Annotated in this window: 14 protein-coding genes and 1 pseudogene; 11 read left to right on the forward strand and 4 right to left on the reverse strand. The window is 56.4% G+C overall.

Annotation, left to right across the window (positions count from 1 at the left end; all coding sequences use genetic code 11):
* Window positions 1-219: 219 nt before the first annotated feature.
* Complete coding sequence (locus NLN62_RS09860) at window positions 220-5,808, reverse strand: trifunctional serine/threonine-protein kinase/ATP-binding protein/sensor histidine kinase (RefSeq protein WP_254108584.1); 5,589 nt, start codon at window positions 5,806-5,808, stop codon at window positions 220-222.
* A gap of 658 nt (window positions 5,809-6,466) precedes the next feature.
* On the opposite strand from NLN62_RS09860, the pseudogene nolL reads away from it, so the two are divergent.
* Window positions 6,467-7,578: pseudogene (gene nolL, locus NLN62_RS53370) on the forward strand (nodulation factor fucose acetyltransferase NolL).
* A 626-nt stretch (window positions 7,579-8,204) separates the two neighbouring features.
* Window positions 8,205-8,858 carry a hypothetical protein gene (locus NLN62_RS09870; protein WP_254108585.1) on the forward strand — a complete coding sequence of 218 codons (654 nt, stop codon included), beginning with the start codon at window positions 8,205-8,207 and terminating at the stop codon, window positions 8,856-8,858.
* A gap of 398 nt (window positions 8,859-9,256) precedes the next feature.
* On the opposite strand, the gene NLN62_RS09875 is transcribed toward NLN62_RS09870, so the two are convergent.
* A complete protein-coding gene (locus NLN62_RS09875; RefSeq protein ID WP_254108586.1) occupies window positions 9,257-9,649 on the reverse strand; it encodes a hypothetical protein in 393 nt (130 codons plus the stop codon).
* Window positions 9,650-10,214: 565 nt separating this feature from the next.
* Here NLN62_RS09875 and NLN62_RS09880 point away from each other — a divergent pair.
* From NLN62_RS09880 to NLN62_RS09915, 8 genes are all read left to right on the forward strand, one after another.
* Window positions 10,215-10,373 (forward strand): hypothetical protein, encoded by a 159-nt coding sequence (locus NLN62_RS09880; RefSeq protein ID WP_254108587.1) that lies wholly within the window; start codon window positions 10,215-10,217, stop codon window positions 10,371-10,373.
* A 935-nt stretch (window positions 10,374-11,308) separates the two neighbouring features.
* Window positions 11,309-12,799 carry an acetyl/propionyl/methylcrotonyl-CoA carboxylase subunit alpha gene (locus tag NLN62_RS09885; protein WP_254108588.1) on the forward strand — a complete coding sequence of 497 codons (1,491 nt, stop codon included), beginning with the start codon at window positions 11,309-11,311 and terminating at the stop codon, window positions 12,797-12,799.
* A 1-nt stretch (window position 12,800) separates the two neighbouring features.
* The gene (locus NLN62_RS09890) at window positions 12,801-13,304 is read left to right on the forward strand and encodes an acetyl-CoA carboxylase biotin carboxyl carrier protein subunit (protein ID WP_254108589.1); all 504 of its coding nucleotides are present in this window, start codon (window positions 12,801-12,803) and stop codon (window positions 13,302-13,304) included.
* Between the two features lies 1 nt (window position 13,305).
* Entirely contained in the window at window positions 13,306-14,913 is a 1,608-nt protein-coding gene (locus NLN62_RS09895; RefSeq protein WP_254108590.1) for an acyl-CoA carboxylase subunit beta, read from the forward strand.
* 248 nt (window positions 14,914-15,161) lie between these two features.
* Window positions 15,162-15,350, forward strand: a complete 189-nt coding sequence (locus tag NLN62_RS09900; protein WP_254108591.1) for a hypothetical protein — start codon at window positions 15,162-15,164, stop codon at window positions 15,348-15,350.
* Between the two features lie 432 nt (window positions 15,351-15,782).
* Entirely contained in the window at window positions 15,783-16,532 is a 750-nt protein-coding gene (locus NLN62_RS09905; protein WP_027524780.1) for a hypothetical protein, read from the forward strand.
* 14 nt (window positions 16,533-16,546) lie between these two features.
* Window positions 16,547-17,227, forward strand: a complete 681-nt coding sequence (locus tag NLN62_RS09910; RefSeq protein ID WP_254108592.1) for a hypothetical protein — start codon at window positions 16,547-16,549, stop codon at window positions 17,225-17,227.
* 305 nt (window positions 17,228-17,532) lie between these two features.
* Window positions 17,533-19,068 (forward strand): class I adenylate-forming enzyme family protein, encoded by a 1,536-nt coding sequence (locus NLN62_RS09915; RefSeq protein WP_254108593.1) that lies wholly within the window; start codon window positions 17,533-17,535, stop codon window positions 19,066-19,068.
* A 1,978-nt stretch (window positions 19,069-21,046) separates the two neighbouring features.
* Here the strand turns inward: NLN62_RS09915 and NLN62_RS09920 are convergent.
* A complete protein-coding gene (locus tag NLN62_RS09920; protein ID WP_254108594.1) occupies window positions 21,047-21,955 on the reverse strand; it encodes a LysR substrate-binding domain-containing protein in 909 nt (302 codons plus the stop codon).
* A gap of 341 nt (window positions 21,956-22,296) precedes the next feature.
* Between NLN62_RS09920 and NLN62_RS09925 the strand changes: the two genes are divergently transcribed.
* Window positions 22,297-22,893 (forward strand): VOC family protein, encoded by a 597-nt coding sequence (locus NLN62_RS09925; protein WP_254108595.1) that lies wholly within the window; start codon window positions 22,297-22,299, stop codon window positions 22,891-22,893.
* A 790-nt stretch (window positions 22,894-23,683) separates the two neighbouring features.
* Here the strand turns inward: NLN62_RS09925 and nifA are convergent.
* Complete coding sequence (gene nifA / locus NLN62_RS09930; protein ID WP_254108596.1) at window positions 23,684-25,495, reverse strand: nif-specific transcriptional activator NifA; 1,812 nt, start codon at window positions 25,493-25,495, stop codon at window positions 23,684-23,686.
* Between the last annotated feature and the right edge of the window lie 209 nt (window positions 25,496-25,704).

Consider the following 25,704-nt stretch of genomic DNA (forward strand, 5'->3'; position numbering starts at 1 on the left):
TCCTCGATCAGAAGCGCAATCGTTCTCTAGTTTGCCACCGTGCGATTTCGATAGTTCCGGCCGACCTGAGAAATTTCAGCGCTGCGGACCGTTTCGATCTGCCAGGAGGCCAGGCTCGACAAATCCGCGCATCAGAAGGCGGAATGACACGGGACGCAATTGTCCGAGACAGAACCAATCGCTACGCGGACCGACCTTTGCCGGGACTCTCGTCGTGTCTCATGCCGCTGGTATTCCATCAGTTTGTAAGGCGGGATCGGTATCATCCGGTTCGACAGGCAGAGTGAACTGAAAGACGGCGCCTCTAGTCTCTTTCGCACTCGCCCACATGCGTCCACCATGGGCCTCGATGATTGAACGGCAGATGGCCAGTCCCATGCCCATGCCCTGGGCTTTGGTGGTGTAGAAAACCTCGAACAGACGCTCTACACTGTTCGAATCAAATCCTGGACCGGAATCTTGCAAGCTAACCAGTATGCCAGTCGAGCCAGATCTGGCAGTGCTGATTACCAGCTCCCGCGCCTCCTCCTGTGCTCCGCTCATCGCCTCGACGGCGTTGATGATCAAATTGATAATCACCTGTTGGAGTTGAACTCGATCTGCCCGAATGAGCGGCAAGGCGCCCGCGAGTTCGGTTTGCACCGAGACACTGTTATTCATCACTTCCGCGCGGGTCAGGGCTACAACTTCAAGTACCACATCATTGATCGCCAAGGGGGACTTTTGTGGAGGCGCGTTCCTGATTAGCGCGCGGATCCGATCGATGATCTCTCCAGCTCGCACGGCATCGCTGAGAATCCGACCGAATGTCTGCCGGACCCGTTGCAGGTTTGGCGGCTGCGCATCGAGCCAGTTTAGACCGGCCTCCGCGTTGCTGACGACCGCACCGATGGGTTGGTTGACTTCGTGCGCGATCGAGGCCGTCAATTGCCCCATTGTGGTGACGCGATTTGCGTGTGCGAGCTCGATCAGGGTCTCACGATACCGCCGCTCGCTTTCGCGGGCTTCGGCTTCCGCCCGCTTGCGTTCAGTCAAATCAACCACAAACGCAACACCCTGATCCTGTCGCACATCGAACCCGGCTGCGCCGATCAGAACCGGCACGCGGGTACCATCCTTGCGGATGTACTCCTTCTCGAAAGCTTGGACAGCTCCAGTCATTCGCATCTCCGTCTCGGCGCGCGCAGTGCGCGCCTTCCAGTCTGGGGGAGTTAGCTCGTTCCAGCGCACCCGGCCCGCGACGAGATCTTCGCGGTCGTATCCAACTATCTCGAGAAAGGCATGATTAGCTTCGATAATTTCCCCCTCATCGCTAAAGATAAAGATCCCGATAATGTTGGCGTCGACCAGGCGGCGGATTTTCGTTTCACGTTCCTGAACATCACGGTACAACCGACTGTTTTCTAGGGCTATTGCTGCTTGCGAGGCGAGCAGCTTTAGCACCGAACTCCGCGCCAGCGCGAAGATGCCAGGCGCCAGGTTGTTTTCGAGGTAGAGCAGACCGATGAGCTTGGATTGAGTGATGAGGGGAAGGCACAGAACGGAACGCGACCCGTGTTCGCGGATATAGGGGTCGTTAGCAAATGAAGATTGGACGGCAGCATTCTCGAGAATGACGTTTTCACCGGTGCGCATGACATAGTGGAGCACCGATTCTGGGAGGGCTGCCGCGGTCACCGATTGCTCATGCATGTGCACAACGAGCGCTTGACTGCCGGTTGTGGCTTCTGCCTCGATCCGCGGTTCATTGCCACGGAGCAAGATCAGCAGACCTCGCTCGGCACCGGCCTGCTCAATGGCGGTACGCATGAGTCTATCAATGAGCCTCTGCAGAATGATCTCACCGGAGACCGCCTGCGAGACTTTGATAACCGTAGCAAGGTCTAGATTTTCAACCGGCGCTCCTATGCTCGTGCCGGACAGGGCTCGCGCGTCATCCTCCTCATTCAGATAAGGAAACAACTCGCCGAGCTGTCGCACTTTTCCATCCGCTCCCCAACGCAGATAGTTGTGCCGTGCATCTCTCAGATAAGTCTTTGCGATCCTCTCATACCCACGCGCAGCGTAAAATCGCCCCGCAAGCTCGCAGGCGATCGCCTCATGATGAAGAAAACCGTCGGCCGCTGCGGATCGTATGGAGTGCTCGTAGAGCCGCATTGCTTCTACATCGCGATTGTCAAGCCTTGCTATTTCGGCCGCAACCAAAGCAGCTCGGTGTTCAAAATTCTGAGGGCAATTCGTCACCCACGCCAGAAGCTGTTTGTGATGGGCGTCTATGATACCTCGATGCTCTTGCTCTTCACTCGCGACTGCACCGTCGCAATGACAAGAGTGAGCCAGCGCACCGTAGAAGTGGAAATCCGCTGTTGAGCCTTCCGTCGGTACGGTCCATATTAGAGGTTCTGCCTTTGACCTCGCATTGATCGCGGCGACGTAGTCACCCGCAAAGAAACGCGCCTGAAGCTTACGGGTCCAATAGATGGCTCCAAGAGCGGCTACTTCTGGACCTTGCTCGAGCGACCACTCGACGGCCAGTTCGTCAATTTCGTGACCATCAAAGCAGCCGAATGTGCGCGTGAGGCCACGCATGGTGCGAACGAATCCGAGCTGCAGACCGATGATGTCGGCCGCGAAGCGGAACTTCATCTTACGAACGGTAGCAAGGTTTCTCGCTATTTCGCTCTGTACGTCTTTCAGAGGATCGCCCGCGCTGATCATGCTTGAGGTCAAATGCGCCAGACTATAGGCCTCATAAACGAGATCGCCGACTTCGGTGGCCGCCTTGAACGCCCGCGTTATCAAGTCGCGACCGGCCCGGATGTGTCTGATCCAAGGGATCACTGTGGATCCGACGGCCAGGTAGACCGGAGCCTGAAAACGGACCAACCCACGACGATCGACCAGATCGCAGGCGAGCTGACCAAAACGATAAGCGGCTTGATAGTCACCGAACCGGCCACCTAAGACCCGGTTAAGCCAAGCGTAGTGCGCACACGAAGCGTCAGAGTTGCCGTGGTCGAGGCTAAGATTCACCGCTCGGCATATTACCAAGGTAGGCAGGTTGGCGTCAGTAAACGCGGCCGGAGGCAGGATCCGAGTCAAGACGGCCAAAATAGCGAGGCATGTCTCGTCCTTCATTAAAGGCAAATCTGCAATTTTCTCAATCTGGCCATCAGCGATCTTTGACCACATCAGCTGATATTCGGATTGAGCCTCCTCCTGCGTTGGACGTGGCGACCACTCAATCCCGACGCAGCGCAAATATTCGAGACCTACCGCCACCGCACGCGCGTTGTGGCCGCGCGTTAGGTACAGGTCCACTCGCAAACATGCTACACTTGCTTGCTCGACCGCATGCATAGTGCGCTTGGAAAGCGCGGATAGGCGCTCCTCGGCGACATCCAGCTCGCCGATCAGGAATTCGCATTCGGACCGGTTCAACTCCAGTGCGAAGGTGAGCTCGCGTTGATTTTGCCACGAGTCATTCGCAAGCAGCGCAATACCGGCAATCAGGTAGGTGAGTGCAGATGCATAAGCTGCGGACGCTTTGGCGCGCTGGCCGGCGATCAGGTTGAACTCTGCGAGCTGCTCTCGTTCCTTACTGGAGGTTATTAGCGACAGACCTCGATCGAGCTGATTAACGATATTGAAGATAGCCGCTCGACGGCTCTCCGCAGGTGTATGTGCCGCGAGCATCCTGCCAATCCGCAGATGAGCCGGAGCGCGCGATACCTCCGGGACTAACAAGTAGGCCGCCTCCTGAATTCGATCGTGAATGAAACTATAAGTTGTGTGTGCGTGCCGCTCGACTAGACCCTGATGGATGGCTGGCCACAGCAGCGCGTGTACCCGCGCCTCTGAAGTCCCGAAAACAATTGAAAGTTCCGAAGTTTCGGCGGTGTTACCGAAACAGGCAAGCTGCTGTAGCGCGTTCTGAGTTGCGGCCGGCAGGCGGGTGAGTTTCCCGACCATCAGGTCCACTACGTTATCGGTGTATCCCTTTGCGTGGATGCGTTCGAGATCCCAAGTCCAGCGCGCCGCGCTGTGATCGAAGCTCAATAGTTTCTCTGCGGCGAGAGCAGAAACGAATTGAATGACAAAGAACGGATTGCCCACAGTCTTCTGGTGAACTAACCGCGCAAGTGGCGCTGCGCGCTTTGGCTCGCAGCGAAATGCATCCGCGATTAGCTGCTCGACATGCTCAGGGCTCAGCGGCGGAAGCGCGATCTCCTCTATGTTCTTCCCGGTGCTGTTAATGCTATCGAGTTTGCGTTTCAGTGGATGGCTGGAATCGACCTCGTTGCTCCGGTACGCACCGATGAGCAGCAGTTGCAGGTCGGCCTCGGCCAGAAGATGCTCGAGCACGTCAAGAGTTGCCGCATCGAACCACTGCAAATCGTCAAGGAAGATCACCAACGGATGATGTTGGCGGGCGAAAACGCCGACAAACCGGCGAAAGGCCAGTTGGAAGCGAGTTTGTGCTTGCTGGGGCGGAAGCTCCGGAACGGCAGGCTGCTCGCCGATGATCAGCCCTAGGTCGGGAATCAGGTCGATCATTAGTCGTCCGTTCGGACCGAGCGCATCCAGGAGTGCGTTGCGCCAATTCGCGAGCTCAGCGTCACTTTGGCCGAGAAGAGGCCGGACAACACCCTGAAATGCCTGAACTAGCGTCGAGTAGGGGATGTCACGCTTGAATTGATCAAATTTGCCCGACGCGAAGACCCCACGCGAGGGCACCAGAGCTTTATGCAGCTCGTGGACAACGGATGACTTGCCGATGCCGGAGTAACCGGCGACAAGTACTAACCTCGGGGCGCCGCTCTTGACCACGCGATCGAAAGCCGCGAGCAACGCCTCGATCTCGGCGCCTCTCCCGTAGAGCTTCTCGGGGATCAGCAGGCGATCCGGCGTATCTTGTTCGGCTAGCACAAAGGGGGCGATACGTCGCCGGCTCGACCATTCGACGAGGCAGCGCCGCAGATCGTGCTCAACACCGGCGGCCGTTTGGTAACGATCCTCCGCAGCCTTGGCGAGTAGCTTCATCACTATTCGGGAGATCGGCTCCGGGATGCCTTCTGCTTTCTCTCGCGGTGATATTGGCTTTCTGGCGATATGACAGTGGATCCACTCCATTGGATCTGACGCGGCGAACGGCAGTGTGCCTGTGAGCATCTCGTAGAACGTGACGCCGAGTGAATAGAGGTCACTGCGAGAATCTATGGAGCGATTCATCCGCCCGGTCTGTTCTGGCGCCATGTAGGGCAGTGTGCCCGCGATGAACTCGGGCGGCTCGCTCGCCTGCCGCTCGCGCGGGTGGCGCGAAGCAAGGCCAAATCCGGTGAACCGAACCTGTCCGTCTGGGCAATTGACCAGAATATGAGCTGGCTTCACGTCTTTATGCACTAAGCCATTCCGGTGAATGTTACCTAGAGTTGCGGTGATGCTAATGGCCAGATCCAGAAAGCAGTTCAGCTCCAAAGGTACCCCCAGCAGGCGAACCAGGGGTTCACCGGACGGATCCTCCAGAACCAGAGTGGTTCGGCCAGCTTCGCGGAGTAGCTCCAGAGGCCGCACCGCCCATTCCCGGTCGAGCCCTTCCCTTAGTTCATACTCATGGGCCAGGCGGTCGAGCGCAGCACGCGGAGGGTGCGCCGGAGCGGTGCGCACAACCAGAACTGGTTGCCGGTTGCCATCGGCGTCCGGACGCCACGCGCGGCAGAAGACCCAATCATCGTCTTCCCAAAGGACCACCGAATCGTCATGTCTTTCCATGTCGAACTGAGGCGGCTTGAGAGGGTCCTGCGACATTCGACCGTCCGGTCGATTAAACTAGGCTTAAATAGACTCTGCCATATATTCCGCAACATGACAATTTCTGCGCGTTGGCGGGAGTTTCAGATTTCCGCTTGTCTGAGCGATCCGTAGCGGGGACGCGGTCTTCGAACCCTCACGGGGCGGCCTCGGAAAATGTAGGCGCCCGGCATATCCCCACTTATCGCATCTTACCAGACACAACCTTGAGACGATTGCCGCCCGCTAGAGGCTATGATCGCTTGCGTTGCCGGCTGCAGTGACGCGTTTTCAACAGACACGACAAGCGTGCACAATCTAATCGCGCGACGAGGCCCTAATACCACTTTCAAAATGGTGGCGGGTACGATCGAGAGTTGCTGAACACGGGCGATCCGCGAATTCAATCCTAACGACTCCACGAACGTTCTATTGCTAGGCATCTGAAGCAGATAGCCGTGCGCCAGCAATCCGATTTGGCTAACGTTGTAAATAGTACGCACGTTTTCGGATCGACAATGGACTCATTGCGTCGATCCGGCCGCATCCGAAGAGCGTTTGAAATCTACAAAGCGACATCGAGAGTCGCGGTCATCTTCCATTGAGAACGGAAATAGAGCAGAACCGAACCGGCCAATCCGCCAGCGGATGCAGGAAAGAAACGGTTAGAGGCTTGATGACCGATCAGATAGCAACAGCGTCAACAGAACGTAGCTCGCGCTCAGCTGACAGGGATCTGAGTTTTGATTTTGCCAAAGGGATTCTCATTATTCTGGTGATCGTTGGACACCTATTACAATATGTCATCATCAGAGCTGATGAGTATTGGTATTCGGCATATTTCAAGTCGATCTACATGTTTCATATGCCTCTCTTTATGGCACTCAGCGGATATCTTTCCTCGGGCGCACTTTTGCGAAAAGCGTTCGCTCGCAGCGTCAAAGACCGCGCGGTGCAGTTGTTGTTGCCTATGCTGTTTTGGTGCACATTCACGGAAGCAGCTAAGCTGGCCGCATTTTCGCCCGCGCCAAGCGTAGCGAGCGGCGTGCTGGACTTCTCAAGAGAATTCGCTGGCACATATTGGTTTATATGGGCAACCTTTGCTTCCTTTGTTGTCGTTGGGCTTCTCATCGTTGCCAATCTGCGATCGACATGGATGATATCCATGTCTGCTGTTCTGATCGCACTCGCACCGGTCACATTTTCGATAGTCCCCTTGATCAGGTACACTTAGGCATTCTTTTGTCTTGGGTTCTTGCTTGCCAGGTCTTCTGGCTGGCGGACGAGCGCCTCCGTCCGCTACAATTCTCTTTCGCTCCTCTTGCTCTCTGGTCTCGCTTGCGCGTGCTTTCTTGCTTGGGGCAAGGAGACTTATGCCTACAACAATCTCGTTCTGATTGACGATGTTCAGTCGGCCAAACAAGTATTGCTAATGTTCGTTGGCCCTGCAGCGGCCTCTGCTGTCGCCGCGGGAGTTATGCTGCGATGCTGGAATTTTTTTGTAGTTCAAGTCGGGTCGCTCGCTTTATCGCAATGGACCTGGGTCAGAGCACGCTGCTCCTTTACCTCCTCCAAGCGAGCGTCTTCCGTCTCATGGACCTGGTCCAGTTCGGAGAACTCTGGGATCTCCCGACCAGAATTGCCGTCGCGATTGCGCTTGGCGTGACGATCATTGTGGTTGCAACAGGCATCCGCTGGATTGTGCACGACCTTGGATTCATGTCGCGAATTGTTCTCGGAACGCCGCCACGCTCAGGCTTGCTGAAAACTCAACCCGCGTCTAGCTAGCCTTGTAAAGCACGAACGACCAGTGATTACTCGGCATTGCATCGTGCCCTGACCAACGCGCAGGGATTCCGCATTCAGTGATCGAGGCGTTTACTGCCGAAATTCTGTCTCAATCTGCCGGTCAGCTCCCCCTCGATTCGAAGTCAGACTTATTCGAAGGCGACCGTTTCCTCTGCTTCACCTAATCTGTGTCGCAGCGCGAGAAAACTCACTCCTTGGCCCACCGTTCGGCAACTCCCCAGCGCCAAGCTCGACCAGGCACGAAGGAATCGTGGTCGTAGCGCGGCATCAACGGCAATTTCAATTGCCGCGGACATAATCCGGAATACGTCATTGCTCGCTCATTCTATCCATGGGGTGAATGCGCTGCATCACAACAATCTATTTTACCAATCCCAATGAATGCTGCTAGTCAACGCAGCGCTTGAGCTCGGGGATGGAGCGGGTCATGAGAATTAATCGTCGACTGTTGAGGGCGGTTGCTCCAGGTGGACTAATTCGCCACCTGTTCAACGGTAAGGCTCCAGGAAGGCCTTTCGAACGGTTATCAGCAGGTCTTATCGGGCAGCATCCTCCCGCGCGCTGGAGGCCAGCGCGTCGCAATAGAAGATTCGTGGACCAGAACGATGCATGAGGCAGCTATGACTTTGACAGTGTACGTATCTCGAAAATCGAGGCCAGTTGAGCGCCTGAACCAAGCATATCGGGTGATGGCATTTGGTTTTTTTGCGCAGCTCCTTCGATATTTCGCTCTTCCTTTTCGCGCTTTCGCCAACTCATCTCCCATTCGACTTAAAACTGATGCTGACCCACATTTGCCCACTGCGCCGCCTGGAGAGCGTGCTGCGGACTCACGTTGCTGCAACTCCCGTGTTCAACATCTTAAACAGAGGATCGAATTACAAATCGAAGAGATTGCAAGACTAATCTGCGAGGACCAGAGCGCGCTTGAAGCAACTCGGATCCTCAATGCACTTACAAACGAGCTAGTAGCGGCGAAGCTCGACATGTGCTCGAAAGTTGACGAACAAACTGATAGTGCAGTCACAGGAGGGAAAGCGAACCGCATCGAGCACGAGTCCAGCAAACTGTACGAGCCGGAACAGCTTTTGAAGCTGGGACGGCTTTTTGATGAAGCAGTCTTGGCGTTACCCCCAAGCTTGCGAACTCCTTCCAACCGGACAGACATCGCCAAACTCATCCTAGGACGTGCATCTTTTACTCAAATCGAACTTGGTCTTCTCGTTAAGTTGATTATCGCCCTTGTGGCTGCCGCTTGAATACTAATAGACCTCGCTCCTCATCGTAACACGATGAAGAACAGTCATGACAATGCCAAAAAGAGAAATCGAGCTGCTTTCGCCCTAGCGTCGGCGGCTCGACGCGTCCGAGGCGACTTTCGGCAGATCGCCGATATCTGATCTCGTCACTCGATCGCCGAAGTCGCGCCAGAGCAACCGATTTCCGGCACCGCTGGTGCGCTCACATAGGCCAAAGCATCGCCCCTACCAAGTCTCTGCACCGATGGGCAATGGACGACCACCTCGTTTGACGAATTCTTGGCTCGACGGATTGCCAGCGAGTGCCGGACTCGCAGATGTTCGCACGGTTCCTCGACACTCTACCGATCCGACAATGCTCAGATCTCTCTGCTTGTAATGACTTCGCGTGCCAACGTTCAACTGACTGCTCGAACCACGGCGAAGACAATGGCCATCCATGTGGCGAGGCAGAACAATAGGACGACGCGCCACGCCCTTACCCTGAATCGATTGCGCCAGTTGACTAGCTCCAATGCGCAACCGGTGAAGCAGCGGCCCCGCACGACGTCCATCATCTGATTGTAGTCGCGGAACTCAAACTGCGAGCGATTTTTACGGATGTACTTGATCCGATCCTGAGGTGCGAAGCAGTCGGCCCATATATTTTTGGCCTGCTCTTGCTCGTCTTCCTTAGACCGGCCGCAATTATTGGCGAGAGGATAGTCGGCAGCCGGCGTCACGATGCCATGCTCTCTGCCGAGCATGTAAGTGGGGAGCGTATTCAATTGAAAAATGCGCCATTCATGCATGGTGCATACCTTTCATATTCCGTTCATATTGCGCTCTCCACGCCTACAATGTGACGTTACGTAAGATTCAAGCCATTCCTTTGTTGCCTACCAAATCTAGTTGGCTGCAGCCGCGACCCTGCTCTCCTTATTGAGCCTGAGGACTTGGGCTTTCAATTCGCAACGCAGCAATCGAGCACGTCGAAGTTGGGCTGACAGCTGCTTGTTCGGCTCGCTTCGGAAGCGCTACCCCTTCTCATGCCACCGTCTTTGCCTGCTTGACCGCTCGCCTCATCTCCGCGTGGGCGGACGGCGAACGGGCCTTTTTTGCCTTTTGTCGACGAGTGGTCCCGTTTGGCGACTGACGTCAACTTTTGCCTCGCAATCACACAGGATCGGCCACGATCAACTTTGCGATTTGGTGGGCTGAGCCGCGAAATCGTTTCACCCTCTATCTTTCTCTATCTTTCTTGTCGCCTTGCCTTCTAAACATTGTCGCGAATGAGGTGCCTGCCGCCGCCATACGAATTCACACAATTTCGTCAAACCAACCGCTCGGAGGGCTTGAATCGCACGTGGCGTCAAATTGTACGATCTCGAACAAGTGATGGAGGTCTCCGGCGAGGCCAACGTCTCCAAGGAGTCTAAGGATCGCCAATGTCCCACCGTCTTTATGTTCACCCCCGACGACGCTATCAAGATCCAGACACCCTCGCCCGAAAACGCGATCGCCGACTTCCTCTAGACCTTGAATTGCTTGCCGCCTTTGGCCCAAGTCAGGCGAAAGAGAGCGAGTACTCTGAACTCGATGCCGAGCATGCGCACCTCTCCGCCGCCCATCGCAAGAGAATTCCATTCAGTTCGCCAATTCGATGTCGCATCGTGGTTCGTGCTCAACGTCACAAACGCGATATGTCCGATACAGCACCCCTCCTACGCGTCACGAGGATGTCCGACACGGAACACTGTGATGACAATGATCGATGTGCAGTTCACCTGCGTCCCGAGACGCGCGTTGCAATTGCCCCTCATCTGTCGCTTTCGGATGCATTCGAGCTCACTTGAAGTCACCGTCACTATGGCTCAGAGCAGCGCCCCGCCCGTGAGTTAAAACGCGCGCTCTTGCCGCGATAGTCGCTGATCTGAACCCTTGGCCAACTGTCTATTGCAGGAGCCGTTGACCGTCGCGCACGACGCTCAATACGGCGCCAATCAACCATCAAAGAGGACCTCTTGACTCGACGCCTGTGTCCCCTCGCTCTCTGGGCCTATAGAACCGGTTGCAATGTAATAGCTTTCGTTGCGTTTGCGACCATGCTCTCTCTCACCCTTGAGCGCGCCGTCGCCCGAGATAAACCGGCAACAGAGGAGGCGCAGAGGGCTTGCACACCGGACGTGTTTCGGCTCTGCAGCGGCGTCATACCGGATGTCGAGGCAATCACTGCTTGTCTCCGAACTAAGTTCAGCAGCTTGAGTGACCAGTGTCGCTACGTGATGTCAACGCATGATAGCGCAAAGGCAAAAGCAGGCTCGAAATGACTTCGGCGCGGCTTCGATTGGTCCCGGTCGGCCTCGCTCGAGCCGGATCCGACGGGCATCGTTGCTATTTCGCCTTTGCGTGACGAGCGCGTGCACTTGCTCGTGGACCAACACCTCTCGAACGTCGGAATTCCGCCCTCCTTGGACGAATACGCGATGCAAACACTACCCTTCGATACGGTCCTGATCGCCAATAGGGGCGAGATAGCCGTGCGCATCATCAAGACGTTGCGCAAATTGGGGTTACGCTCCGCAATCGTCTATCACGATGTCGATGCAGACTCGCCAGCGGTTTCCATGGCGGACACCGCGATCGCCATCGACGGTTGCTCCCCCATCGCGGCCTATCTCGATGCCGATCAAATGATCGCTTCCGCCTGCAGAGCAAGGGCCGGCGCCTTGCATCCTGGCTATGGATTTCTGTCGGAGAGCGCGGAGTTTGCGAGAGCTGTTGAAAGGGCAGGCATTGCATTCGTCGGGCCGAGTTCGGAAAGCATCGAACTGATGGGCGATAAAATTCGCGCCCGCCGTTTTGTTCAGCGGAGCGGATTTCCCGTCGCGCCTTCCGCCGTCGAGGAAGACGATCCAGAGACCTTCCCTTCCAGAGCGCGAGCCCTTGGCCTACCTTTACTGGTCAAACCTTCCGCTGCCGGCGGCGGCAAGGGCATGCGGATTGTTCGCAATCTCGACACCCTTGATGACGCGATCGCGCACGCGCGCCGTGAGGGGCTACGTTACTTCGATGATGGCCGGCTCTATGTCGAGCGATATGCTGAAAACCCTCGCCACATCGAAGTGCAGGTGCTAGGCGATTCCTTCGGAAACGTGATCCACCTTTTCGAACGAGAGTGCTCGGTGCAACGCCGCTTCCAGAAACTCATTGAGGAGACACCCTCACCTGCCTTGTCGCCAGAATTGCGTAAAGAGGTCTGCGAAATAGCGGTCGGCATCGCTCGTAGCGCTAACTATCAAAATGCTGGAACTGTCGAATTCATCTTCGATGGGAGAGAATTCTATTTTCTCGAGATGAATACTCGGCTTCAGGTTGAGCATCCTGTAACCGAGATGGTCACCGGCATCGATCTCGTTGCCGAGCAACTTCATATCGCCGCAGGTCGCCCGCTTCGCCTTTCACAGTCCGATATCGTCTCTAAAGGCCACGCGATTGAGGCCAGAATATACGCTGAAGCTCCTGAACGCGACTACGTTCCGACGACCGGAAAAATACTCATGCTGGAGTACCCTCAGCGCGAGGGGGTACGAATCGACAGCGGCATTGTTCAAGGTCAGCAGATCACGACGGCATTCGATCCCATACTCGCAAAGGTCGTTGTACATTCGTCTACGCGCCGTGACGCCGCATTAGCGTCGGAACGCGTAATGCGCGAGTTGGTTCTTCTTGGCTGCGAGACAAACATAGATTTCCTTGCGCGTCTGTTCGCTGACGAGACGTTTTTGAGCGGACAGATTCATACCGGCTATCTCGACGAGAACCCCCACGTGGCGGCTGGCCAACGTGCGAGTGACCTACCCGCCGTCCTAGCGGCCGCCGCGCTTCTGACGCGGCCCGTTCGCGACTCAGCAGACGCCGTGCCCACGCTCCATGCAGAGATCGGCCAGTGGAGAAATTGAGGTGAAGCACTCCTTTGCGCTTGATGCCGAGAACTATGAATTATGGCTTTCACCTAGCCAACACGGCTATCGTCTTCACCTGGACGACGAGGTATTTGCGCCGGTGTCGTTTTCACACGAACTCGACGGTAGTGGTACCCTTGTCATTGCGAGCGACACCATTCCGGTCAAATTCGCAATCGACGGCGATATGCTTTACCTGCATATCCGCGGCAGGACGTACATTCTACGATATCGCGATCAACTGCGAACGCTCGCTTGCTTGGATGAGCAGGCGAGCCATCTTGTGGCTCGCGCACCGATGCCTGGCGTCGTGATTGCAACCAAGGTTTCGCGTGGTGATGTCGTGTCTGCAGGCGCGACGCTGATGTTGGTCGAAAGTATGAAATTGGAATTCGTCGTACGCGCTCCTCGGGGCGGTGTGGTCGAGCGCATTCATTTTGGCGTAGGCGACAGCTTCGAACGAGACTCCGCACTGGTTACATTTTCCGAGGAAGGGCGCTGACGTGCAGCGGATTGTTTCCCGGGTGGACACCAAGTCGCAAGAATTTCGCCTCAACGAGCTCCATAACCGACGACTTGCGACCGAATTGAAGGAGCGCCAGCGTTCAGCTCGCTTCGACCGACCGGCACGAGATCTTGGGCGCCTGCGGCAGCAAAACAAGCTATTCGTTCGTGATCGGATCGAGGCGTTACTTGATCCCCACACTCCGTTTCTCGAGCTTTCGGCTCTCGCTGCCAACAAGGCCTACGACGGCGAGGTGCCGTGTGCAGCGCAGATCGTCGGCATCGGCATAGTGGCGGGTCGCGAGGTCATTGTTCATGCGGATGATGCCAGTGTGAAGGGTGGCGCTTGGTATCCACTATCCGTGAAAAAGATCGTACGCGCCTTGGATATCGCAATTGAGAACCGCCTGATGGTGGTTCATCTTTGTGACTGCGCCGGCGGATTCTTGCCTTTGCAGGCAGAGTTCTTCGCTGATCGCTATCACGCAGGTCGGATTCTGCGTAACCAATCAGTCCTCTCCAAGATGGGGGTGCCGCAGGTTGCCATCGTAATGGGGCACTGTACCGCGGGAGGAGCCTACGTTCCGGCGCTGAGCGATTACAATATCATCGTGCAGGGGACCGGGGCCATCTTTCTCGGCGGACCTCCAGTCGTAAAGGCCGCCACCGGAGAGGTGGTATCTGCAGAAGAGCTCGGTGGAGCTCGCATGCATACGAGCGTTTCGGGAACGAGTGACTACTTCGCGGCTTCCGAGATGCATGCGATTGCCATTGCGCGGGACATTGTTGATCAGATGAAGCGTCCAACGAAAGAAGCGATTGCTCAATCTGCTCCGGAGCCCCCCGCCTATGATCCATCCGAACTATACGGCATTATTCCAAGGGATCCTCGCGCTCAGTTCGACATGCGGGAGATCATCGCGCGCCTCGTTGATGGCAGCCGGTTCCACGAGTACCAGCCCCGCTATGGCCAATCCCTGGTATGCGGTTTCGCGCGACTCCATGGATACCAGATCGGGGTAATCGCAAACAACGGCGTGTTGCAGAACGAGAGTGTTCTGAAGGGCGCCCACTTCATACAACTCTGCGACAACAACCGGACGCCCTTGCTCTTCCTGCAGAACACCACCGGCTTCATGGTTGGACGGGAATACGAAGAACGCGGCATCACGAAGGACGGTGCCAAGCTCATCATGGCCGTCTCCGGAGCGGAGGTCCCGAAACTTACAGTGATTTGCAACGGCTCTCATGGTGCGGGGACATACGCCATGGCTGGTCGAGCCTTCGATCCACGCTTTATGTTTACCTGGCCACACTCTCAGATTTCGGCCATGGGGGCGGAGCAAGCGGCTGGCGTGCTAACCCATGTCAAGGCGAGGCAATTGGCCCGTGACGGCGGGCGTTTGTCCGACCAAGAATTGGCGGCCATTCGAGAGCCGATTTTGGATGAGTATCGGGAGCGATCGAGTGCCTATTATGCAACATCCGAGCTTTGGGATGACGGCATTCTTGATCCCAGAGACACCAGAAACGCACTCTCAATCGCATTGAGTGCTTCGCTTAATACTCCAATCGAAGTGCCACATTACGGCATCTTCAGAATGTAGGTCGCGCTTCGCGCGCGACGACTTGGACAAGCGATGCCCCGCGCCGACCTACGCTTCACAAAAAGGATGACTCCAACTCACCTGGACGAGCCTTCCGACGCGCAACTCACTTCCTCCGGAAGCAAAGTTGTTTTCATCGACAAAGATCACTCGCAAACCAAAGCACGCCGAAAGCCTGATACATGCAGTGCCCCAAATGTCATGCCAGAGATCAAACCGCATCACATGACCCATGGAGCGGCCGTCCTGTGATCGATTGCAAGGCGTGCGGCGACTATGTTGAAGACACCTTCGCCGAGCGACAGAAAGCGTACTCCATAATCACCGGCGTCGTGGCATCTAGCCAGATCGGCGAGCACAAGGGCGACGCTCAACATGTTGCAAGTGCGATCCTACAAGCGCTCGAGAACGCCGGTCTGGCGATCTGTCTCACCTGACTAGTAGGACCGACCCATGCGCATCCGCTCTTTCCAAACCTTCAGCCGCGGCCCGAAGTCGTTGTTGTTGGCGCATCGAGGTCTTCGAGAAGGCAGGGGTTGGGACAAGCGTACTTTTGTCGCTGCGGTCGCAATCGTGCTTTCGGATGTGATTGGTCCGATGATGCCGCCCGTCCGGAGGTTCGTATGACAACGCGATGTCGCCATCGCTTCAGTAAGCCACTCGGAGATGGAAACGCAAACATGAACTAAGATACCATTTCTTCCAGAGCGACGATGGACAGCCGCATCCTCAACAGCAGCGGCCGTCACTATTCACAAATCGAACGAACTCCACATTGGGCCATGATGGCGTCGAAGGCACGACCGCAGACACGCAGGCCGCGCGCTTCGCGGTCGCATGGATTGAACGAGCATCTTGAGAGGACTTCTATGGTAAAGCCAGTTGTTATTGTGATCGGCGCGGACAAGGGAGGGGTCGGCAAAACGACCGTGTCTCGGACCCTTTTGGATTATTTCAGCGCGAATAATGTGCAGACACGCGCATTTGACACCGAGTCGCCGCGCGGGACGCTCAAGCGCTTTCACCCCGCGATCACCGAAATCGTGGATATGACGAGGACCGCGGACCAGATGAAGATTTTCGACACGCTGAACTCCGGCCTATCCGTCAGCGTGATCGACGTGCGCGCAGGACTGATGTCCCCAGCGCTAGCGTCGCTGCGCGATATAGGTTTTTTGGACGCCGCGCGATCGGGGCAAATCACCTTTGCCGTATTCCATGTATTGGGATCGTCTATCGCCTCGCTGGACGAGATCGCCGAAACGAGCAACTTCATGGCCGGTGCAAAATACTACCTGGTCAAGAACTTCATCAACGACACGCAGTTCTTTCAATGGGACCAGGCGACGTACAGTTCCTATTTCCGCCGCATCAAAGACGCCACTGACTTAACGATCCCGAAGCTCAACGAGATGGCCTATGAACAGGTCGAAGTCGCTTCCGTCCCGTTCGTCAATTTTGTCGCGAACAAAGGACCGCACGATGACGCAGCCGACTACTCTTTCGTGCTGCGCGGTTACGTCAGACATTGGCTTGCCAATGTCTGGAGCGAGTATGACCGCATCAACTTGACAGACCTCGCCGGCGCCAAGTCGGTAACCCGCGCGGGCGAGAGGTAGTCAATCGAGGACTCATGCGGCGCTGGATCGCAGTTTTGGTAACCCCAGTCTACATCATCTGCTCTGCGAGCCCGCAGGTCGGCAAGACGCTGATCGCGCGGCTCTTGAGCGAGTTCTTGCTGCTGAAGAACGGTACAGTGCTCTCCTTCGACCTCAACTTGAAGGAGCCGTCGCTGCTCGACTACCTCCCCACTGTCACCGAGACAGCGGACGTCATGGATACCTATGGCAAGATGCAGCTAGTTGATCGACTGATCCTCAATGATAGCGTGGCCAAGGTGATCGACCTCGGCTTCCACGCCTTCGATGAGTTTTTCAAAATGTGCGGCGAAATTGACTTCTTGAGCGAGGCGATACTGCACCACGTCGTGCCAATCGTCCTGTTCATGCCTGACATCGACCGTGTCTCAGCGCGCGCCCATGAGATGCTACGGCGGCTGGTTCCGCCGCAGATACTGATCACCGTGCATAACGAGTTCGTTGTCCGCGGCGAATTATTCGACAACATGAAGCGGGGCCGCGTGCTCCGCTTCGCGGCGCTGCCGGTATTTCTGAACGCCTTTATCTGCCGATTAGGTTTGTCTTTCACTGGCTATCTACGCCATGAAAAGGATTCCTCGAGCGAACTGCATCAATGGATTCGGCAGAACTACACCAGCTTCCGTGATCTCGAGTTGAGTGTGATACCGCAGTAGTCGTGCTGAGGCGTGAGGCGCGAATGACACGAAAAATGCCAGCCGATCGGATCCCACGACAATGCCGAACGCGTCTGGTTCGAAGCCCGCCCCTGCGGCGGCCTGAGTTATACGGAGCCCTGGGCGCCACGATCCCGGCGATTTCGGTTCAGCCGGTTGTTGAATGGCCCTGATGTCTTGTCCGTTTGGCTACATCGGCCTCAGAACGTAAAACACATTACAACCTTCAAATGGACGCCAACAAACGCTGATTCGGACAACTCAGCTGAGAGCCCTGTATGGACCCCAAGAGAGGATCAAGAATAGTGGATCTCTGCACACTGATTGAGCGCAACGCAGCGTTCGCTCCTAACAAGCCTGCGATCCATTTCGAAGGCGAGACCTTAAGTTACGCCGACCTTAATCGACGCATCGGCCGCGCAGCACGTGCCATGAAAAATGAGCTCGGCGTCAACAGAGGCGATCGCGTTGCTCTCCTCAGCCTCAACCGCCCTGATTACCTCGTTCTCCTCTACGCTTGTGCGCGACTCGGGGCGATATTGGTGCCCTTGAATTGGCGGCTGGCGGTTACCGAGCAGCTTTTTATCTTGTCCGATGTGGGGGCCAAGCTTCTGGTCATCGAGCAGGCTTTTGAAGGACTTCTGCCGATTCTAGCAGAGACACTGCCCCAGGTAACGACTGTGGGCTTCGACTTTGCGTCTTCCGGCACGCGCGCGTGGGAAGGCTTGTTGGAGCAATTACAGCGAGACAGCTACACCCCCAACGCGGACCTGACCGACCCGCTTCTGATCGTCTATACTTCAGGGACCACGGGCCGGCCAAAGGGAGCAGTTCTGAGCCAGGAAGCCTTGTTGTGGAACGGCGTGATGAGTCAGCATATGCACGCCCTCACATCCGACGATCATGTGCTGACAGTATTGCCGCTTTTTCACGTCGGCGGGCTCAACATTCAGACGACGCCGGCATTGCATCTTGGCGCGACCGTTAGCATCTATTCACGGTTTACGACTGACGCCACCTTTGCCGCACTCGAGCATGATCGGCCGACTTTGACCGCCTTGGTGCCTGCGATCATTCAAACCTTGACTGGCGACCTTAGGTGGTCGACGGCCGATCTGTCGTCGCTGAAAGCGATCTCGGTGGGTTCAACGATTGTGCCGCAGCACCTGATCGATCGCTTGGTTGCACGCCGCGTGCCCGTGCTGCAGGTTTACGGCTCTACGGAAACAAGCCCCATTGCGATCTATACGAGGCTCGGCGGTGACCTTTCGCGGGAGGGGTCGACCGGCCTACCCGGACTGTGCTGTGAAGCGATCGTGATGGACGATGCCGGCAACGAGTTGCCCGCGGGGACGCCGGGTGAGATCGCAGTGCGCGGCCCAAACGTATTGTACGCGTATTGGGACAATCAAGCAGCCACGCGCGAGGCGATGCATGACGGCTGGTATCGCACTGGCGACATCGCCTCTCGCGATCGCGACGGCTATTTTTGGGTTCATGACCGCAAGAAAAACCTGATTATTTCCGGCGGGGAAAACATCTATCCGGCGGAGGTCGAACGTGTACTCCTGGAGCACACTGACGTTGCAGAGTGCGCGGTCATTGGCCGGCCGGATCCATTATGGGACGAGGTACCGGTCGCTTATGTGATCACGCGCCCCGGAGCCGGGACGAACGCAGAGGCTCTCGTAACGCATGCGCAATCGCATCTCGCGCGTTTCAAAGTGCCCCGCGAAATCATTTTCACGGAGGAATTGCCGCGAACGGCCTTAGGCAAGATTCAGCATAGTGTACTCAGAACATTTGATTCCCGATCAGGCGAGCAAGACTACAGCAATTGACGGAACTTGGATTGTTTACCACCGCAGTTAATGTGCCTCGCCCACGCGTGTGGCCGCTCCATGAGCAACTCTCTCGCGATGGCGCGCTTGAAAGGAAATTCCAGCCTGATCCTTAGCAGGATCTCGGAGGCGGATCGTTTTGCACGTCTTCAGCATCCTATCGACCGCCGATTCTGACCCGTTGTAGGTCTACTGCTCGCCCTCCTTCCGGCGTTCAAGATCTAATGCACGCGGGAGTATCGTTTGTGCGATCAATCGATGACCCAGGCAATGTGGCGCGTCACGCTGAGCCGGTTGTAGATCCTGCTCGCCTGTTTGCGACGAGATAATTCCGCAAGCTCGCGCCCCGTGCCTGCCGAGGAAGCCGTTTGTTTCAGTTCCCCATTTTGGAAGACGCCACAAAGGTCAAGAAGTACGTCGCAGTGGACCGGCAATCACACTGCGCTTGGGCATAGAGCACAGACTTAAGTCCAGCTGGCTTCCCTCGGCGCTCCCTCGCGTCCGCCAACGAAACATTGAGGCCAGGGACCGGATCGACTTCAGCTTTCGGCAACGCCCTCCCCGTCGATTTTTCCTGACGAAGATTGACGCACCTGCGACAGATGTCAGGTGTTGCCGATCTATCGCTTCAGCATCTGCGCAAAGGCGCCACACTCGCCCCCTATGTGGGCAGCCGACTCTGCGCGCCGATTCCGAGAGCAGGATCCACATCAGATAGCGGGAGCAATTTATGCCTGGTCAGAACGTCATTTGTTTCGATGCAGCCCATAAGATACGGCGCTCGAAGAAAGTGCGGCTCGAGCGACTTTCGGTGGGCACCGGCGAGCGATCGTCCTTGCGACCAGCACGGATCCATCAGGACTGTTCGACTTCTCCAAAGACGAACTCCGGTCGTTTTGTTCGGCTTCCGCAATTCTGAGCGGACATGTGAGCTGAAGTCACGACAACCACTCGGCCGCAAGCGGCCTCGGACGCAGCAGCGGATATGTCAGCCTCGCGCTGGCCTCTGCTGCGCCAGGCGTCCCAGCCCGCCGAGCTGACGGATTCGTCCTGCGGATGGACGATAGATTTTATCCATCACGTGAGGCGCCAATCTTAGCAAAGTTTACTAGAATACCGAATTTGTGAAGTACTGAAGCCACTTTGCACAGCAGCAGTGATCATCGCTTCAACAAGCACCTGTATAGGCGTGGGTTCACGAGCTGAATGACTGCGGGTTACTCCCCGCCCCGCTTAAGCGCCGCTTTCAACCTACCTTCTCTGACCAGCGGCGAGTCGTTGCTGAAAAAGGATATCTTGTTGGAGTTTCTATCCATGGATCACACTTCGCCCACGCAGGAGCACACACTCGATACTCTGGTAAGCGCGGCGTTTGAGAAGTCATGGCGTTTCGTAGAGAAAGATCCATTTCTGACCCACAATGCTGAGGCGTTGCTGCGGGCTAGGCTACGAGCCCACCTGGAACATTCATTGAGAACAGGAGAAAAGAATGTATTTGATCTGGCGAACAACGCTATTTGTAATCTACGTACCGAACTAGGACGGCGGCCCGGATTATAGTCTCGCCCTCAGTGGTGGCGTGGTGCGGCCCCCGTGGCACGGATCTAGCGGCCTTGCATAGGCTGCGGCCCTCGTTCTTCCAGCTCCCGGACTTCATCTTCCTACCGATCTGTACTGTCGGCCTGAATCATGGCCGGCAGGGATACACCAGAGGTGGTCGTTCTTCTGCACCCCACACAGCGGGTCGTCTGATCCCCCGCCACAGGACCAACGACGAGCAACTTTCAGATACAAAACTTCAACGGTCTTCACTCGAGAGGAGGTTCCTCGTCGAGCTCCTGGGCGCGCCCGGCAAAGAAGATTCATGCTGCACCCGACGCCGAGATAGCACAAGATCCACCAAACGCGGCAAAAAAACATGTTTGCCATTCTGACCGTTCAACTCCCTCGACCGTTCAACTCCCTCGCATGTGGGGGCTCAGCCTAAATTCCTTGCCGTTGCCCTAATCATCTCAAGGAGCCAAACCAAGCCCGTATCGTTCGATCTGTACCTGTGCCACTGCACGGATAGTTGCATGGGCGGGAGCTTGAACGGAAGTTCAACGATCTTGATCGGTAGCCGGCCAATTGCCTCGTTTGCGAGGCGCCGGTGCGTTGTCGCGATTCGATTGGTACCGGCGACCAGCCTGGGCAGCGCGCTGAAGCTATCGGTGGTCACGTCTATCCGGCGTTCTACGCCGCGCTGCGTCATAAGGTGCTTTTGGGGTGATTGACGGTCTTCGGCGGCTCGCATTACAACATGGGGCGCCGTGGAGAACTCTTTCCTCGAAAGCTTGCGGCTTGCGTAATGCCCCCTGCTCCACGCGACAGCGCAATAATCGTCATGCAGGATCACCTCCGAGGGGTTGCGGTTCGAGCAGAACTCCTTGGGAATGATCAGTAGATCGGCCGTTCCCTGTTCGAGCAGCCGCTCTGGCGCGGCGAGTTGGCTCGCAAAATTGAACTTTACGTCTGGTGCAATTCGCTCGCAATGGCGAAGTAGCGCTGGAGCGATTGTCGCGAGCGTGTACTCACATGCCACGATGGTGAAGCAGCGTTCCGACTGCGAGGGGTCGAACTTAGAGGATCTGGCGACTGTCCCTTCGATCCGAACGAGCAGATCTCTCACCGAGACCTTGAGCGCCTCGGCTCGCGGTGTGAGTTCCATGTTACGGCCGGCTTTGGCTAGAAGTTCGTCTTCAAAATAATCGCGTAGACGCTGGAGCGCGCTGCTCATGGCCGATTGCGTCATGTTCATCCGTGTCGCTGCGGCGCTCACGCTGCGTAAGTGAAGCAAGTGATCCAGCGCGACGAGAAGATTAAGGTCAAGCCTGTTGTTGAAACGCATCCAGTTCTTCCTGCTGATCAACTAGCTGTATCAAGGTCATAAATTTCCACAATGGATTTCTAAAATGTGTAACGAACCGCTCGACGCTGCTGGAGGAAAACGCGAGGACTTGCGAATGATCGGATAGTTTCTGAACACCAGCAAGAAGCGCTCGTTAAAGATCCGCACCGAGCGCGAGGACGGTTATCAACACGCGAAGCGCAACGACGACGTCGAGCCATGACATCGCAAAATGGACTGCAAATAGAACGATGAAAATCGTCGGATTGGACAGCCTCACCTTCGGCGTCGAGGACGTAGCTGGTTCCTCACGGTTTCTCACAGACTAGGGAGTGACGCCGGTGCACGGCACAGAGATTGGCGATCGCTTCGAGGCCATTGACGGCACGTCGGTGGTGATCGCTCACGAGCGCAATCCGCTGTTGCCCACGCCGCCGAGCCCGGGTTACCGACTTCGGAAGACGGTAGTGGGCGTGACCAATATGGCAACGCTAGACACAATTGCTGCGGAACTGCGCCGCGACCGCGATGTGCGCTATCTCGATGACGGATCCATCGAACCGATCGATGACGCACATTTTGTGATCGGCTTTCAGATTTCGGTCAGACGGCGGTTCGTGGTTATGGGCGAATTCTCGAACGCTCCGGGGACGTACATATTGCGGCCAATCAACAGCCTCGGCGTTTTGTCGCCAGCCTCCGTTATCCGCCCACGAACCCTATCTCACGTCGCACATTTTGTACCTGACGTTTCGAGAGCCGAAGCATTTTACGTCAATCGGCTTGGCTTTCGCTGCACCGACCGCTTTACCGGGAGTGGCCCGTTCCTGCAGCCGGCTGACAGCCTCGACCATCACACGCATTTTCTCATCGCCGCGCCCTCGGACATGCAGGGGCTGGAACACTTCGCTTTTCACTTCGGCGGCCCCACCGGGTAATTACCAATGGTTGCCGCCTTAGAGAGAAGGGATACCGGGCCTTCTGGGGTCCGGGCCGCCACGTACCGGGTTCAAGCTGGTTCTGGTACTTCAATAGTCCATCCGCATGTCATATTGGGATGGACGCAGACATGGACCGGCACGATGCGAATTGGACGCCGCGCGAGACGGCGATATCTGCCGATACCTCGCAGGTCTTCCTTCTAAGGATTCGGAAGAAGTGGTTTGCGGATCCGGGAGCCCCCGACGACGATGCTTAATGCCGCAGCGGTCGACAAAATCGGTTAGGCCGGGAGCTAGTCGCCGGAGGGGCGAGACGCCCGGCTTCGATCCGGTTGGAGATGGAAGACATCCGTTCCTCATGCTCCGCTCCCCTAGGAAATGCATGAGCTTGGTGCGCCCGATATCCTCGCATCAATAGCCGAGCTATGGCATGAGCAAGAACGTCTGGACGGGTCCGGCCACGATCAATGCGCAAATGGTACGTGCTCTCGAAACGGGGCTCCGACGCTCGATCAGTCTCGGTGGAGCTACCTGCAAATGAGCCTCCGCTCGGTGCCAAGGTCGACTTTCCCGTCTCTGACAGTCCGATCAATCCCTGCTGGGTTCATTCTGAGGCGCCGCAACCTGCTCGATCTGCTAGACATAGTCGCAGAATATTCAGCCCGATCGTCGGCCCACCACGTTGCCATCGGCGCCGGATCTCCGATGCTGCTTCTTCTTGGACGTGCAGGCCTCTTGTCACTTCACGCTCGCGGTCCTGACAGCATAGACCAAGTCCATCAGCCGTTCACAGGCGCTTGATTTCGATGCCATATTTCCTGAGCGCGTAGCCGATTTGGCGCGGCGTTAATGCAAGAAGGCGCGCGGCCTTTGCCTGAACCCAGCCAGCTTTTTCCATTGCAGCAATGAGGCGCTCGCGATCCGTCAGCTTCGCACCACTCACGATCGCACCATCGGTCGGCGCGACCTCAACAGGTGGAGTTAGAACGGCAATCGACGCAGCTGTGTCAGGGGCCGGTACAGCTGGTTTCGCCGATAGGTCACCGATCACCGCGGCCCGCGGCTTCGTTTGATCCAGTCCGCTCTTCCACAACAGGGCAGAGAGGCATTGACCGTGACAGCAAGCAAAATCGCGCCTGACGATGAACGGCCCTGGCGCCAGTGTTGCGGTCCGCTGCACGCAGTTTTCGAGTTCACGCACATTACCCGGAAAACCACAATTCATCAGCACGTCCATGGCACTTGGATCGAACGTTAACGTACGACTGTTTTCGCTGTTGAAATTTTTGAGAAACTCAGTGGCAAGCAGCGGAATATCGCTACGTCTTTCGCGCAACGGGGGCAGCAGCAATGGAACTACGCTAATACGATAATAAAGGTCGGCTCGAAACTCGTTCTTTGCCACCGCCCCTTCCAGGTCCTTGTTGGTTGCAGCGATCACGCGGACATCAACTTTCATAGTGTGGCCGCTACCGACCCGCTCGAACTCTTGTTCCTGAAGAACCCGCAACAGCTTTGCCTGAAACGAGCCCGAGATCTCGCCGATCTCGTCCAGAAACAGCGTACCCTTGTCGGCAAGCTCGAAGCGCCCTTTGCGTGAGTTAAGGGCACCAGTAAACGCCCCCTTTTCATGACCGAACAATTCGGATTCCAGCACTGTCTCAGGCAGCGCCGCGCAGTTCATCTTGATGAACGGCCGCTTAGCACGCGGAGATAACTCGTGAATAGCTTTGGCTACCAGCTCCTTGCCGGTACCCGATTCACCTCGCAACAGAACTGTGGCATTCGATTTGGCTACTACCGCGATCTTGTCGAGCAGTCCGCGTAGCGCCGGGCTGGTACCGATAATACCATCGATATGAACCTTCTTACGCTCTCGCGCCGGTTGCTTAAATTCGAGGAGCTCCTTCTGCCACCGGTAGCTCTCCGCCATGAGGCGCTTGCGGTCGCGCACCACCAAGCGATGGAGCTTCACCGCCTGTCCGATTAGGTTGGCAATCATGGTGAGTAGCCGGACATCGGAATCGAGCGGGAACATCGAGTCGATGTCTGGCACACGCTCGATCGATAGGGTGCCGACTACTTTTGCATCGACGCTGATGGGGACTCCGATGAAGGATAACCGTACGTGATCGCTGGCCCCGAGCACATCCATATCAGCAGCGCTAAACGCTGGATGCGTTGCAACGTCTTCAGCCACGAACGGCATACCCGTCGCCACAATCTCCTCAATCGCCTTTTGAGGTAGGCGCATGCGGTAGCGTTCATCGCTTCCTTCGGTCCAACCGGCGCCGACCGCAATCTCCGCCACGTCGTCGTCTGCCAGGAGAGACACGACACCGTGCCGCATCTGCAGTGAAGATTGCAGCAGTTCGATAACGCTTGCCAGAGCGACTTCGAGCCGCGAAGGGCTGGCAAGCATGTTCGATATTTCGAACACTCCTCTGAGGGCGATTTCGTTCAAGGGCACGACCACGGGATGGTTCGCCTCGCCTTCCGAGCCAGGCCATTCGCACTCGGAAGCAACATGCACTGTGACAACGCCGACGTCGCCCTTCTTGCTTGCACTTAGTTCGAACTTCGAAACATCGTTTTGCATCTCACACTCAATCTCGTGTCCATTCGGATGCCACCAGGAGATAACATCTTTTCATGGCACGACGGTAAACAAGACGCCTTCATTCGATTCACGCTCCTTCACAAACTCGCGCACAAACCTCCGTTGGAATAATATTGGTGCAGACCCAACAAAAACGAGCAATGATTTCTCACGTATTCGCAGACGATCACATACGGCCTACGTCGCCG

The sequence above is a fragment of the Bradyrhizobium sp. CCGUVB23 genome (assembly GCF_024199885.1).
Taxonomy (GTDB): Bacteria; Pseudomonadota; Alphaproteobacteria; order Rhizobiales; family Xanthobacteraceae; genus Bradyrhizobium.

Coding starts and splice junctions, on each gene's coding strand:
- NLN62_RS09860 (WP_254108584.1), bottom strand. CDS start 5,808: ATGTCGCAGGACCCTCTCAAGCCGCCTCAGTTCGACATGGAAAGACAT.
- NLN62_RS09870 (WP_254108585.1), top strand. CDS start 8,205: ATGCATGAGGCAGCTATGACTTTGACAGTGTACGTATCTCGAAAATCG.
- nifA (WP_254108596.1), bottom strand. CDS start 25,495: ATGCAAAACGATGTTTCGAAGTTCGAACTAAGTGCAAGCAAGAAGGGC.
- NLN62_RS09920 (WP_254108594.1), bottom strand. CDS start 21,955: ATGCGTTTCAACAACAGGCTTGACCTTAATCTTCTCGTCGCGCTGGAT.
- NLN62_RS09910 (WP_254108592.1), top strand. CDS start 16,547: ATGCGGCGCTGGATCGCAGTTTTGGTAACCCCAGTCTACATCATCTGC.
- NLN62_RS09875 (WP_254108586.1), bottom strand. CDS start 9,649: ATGCATGAATGGCGCATTTTTCAATTGAATACGCTCCCCACTTACATG.
- NLN62_RS09905 (WP_027524780.1), top strand. CDS start 15,783: ATGGTAAAGCCAGTTGTTATTGTGATCGGCGCGGACAAGGGAGGGGTC.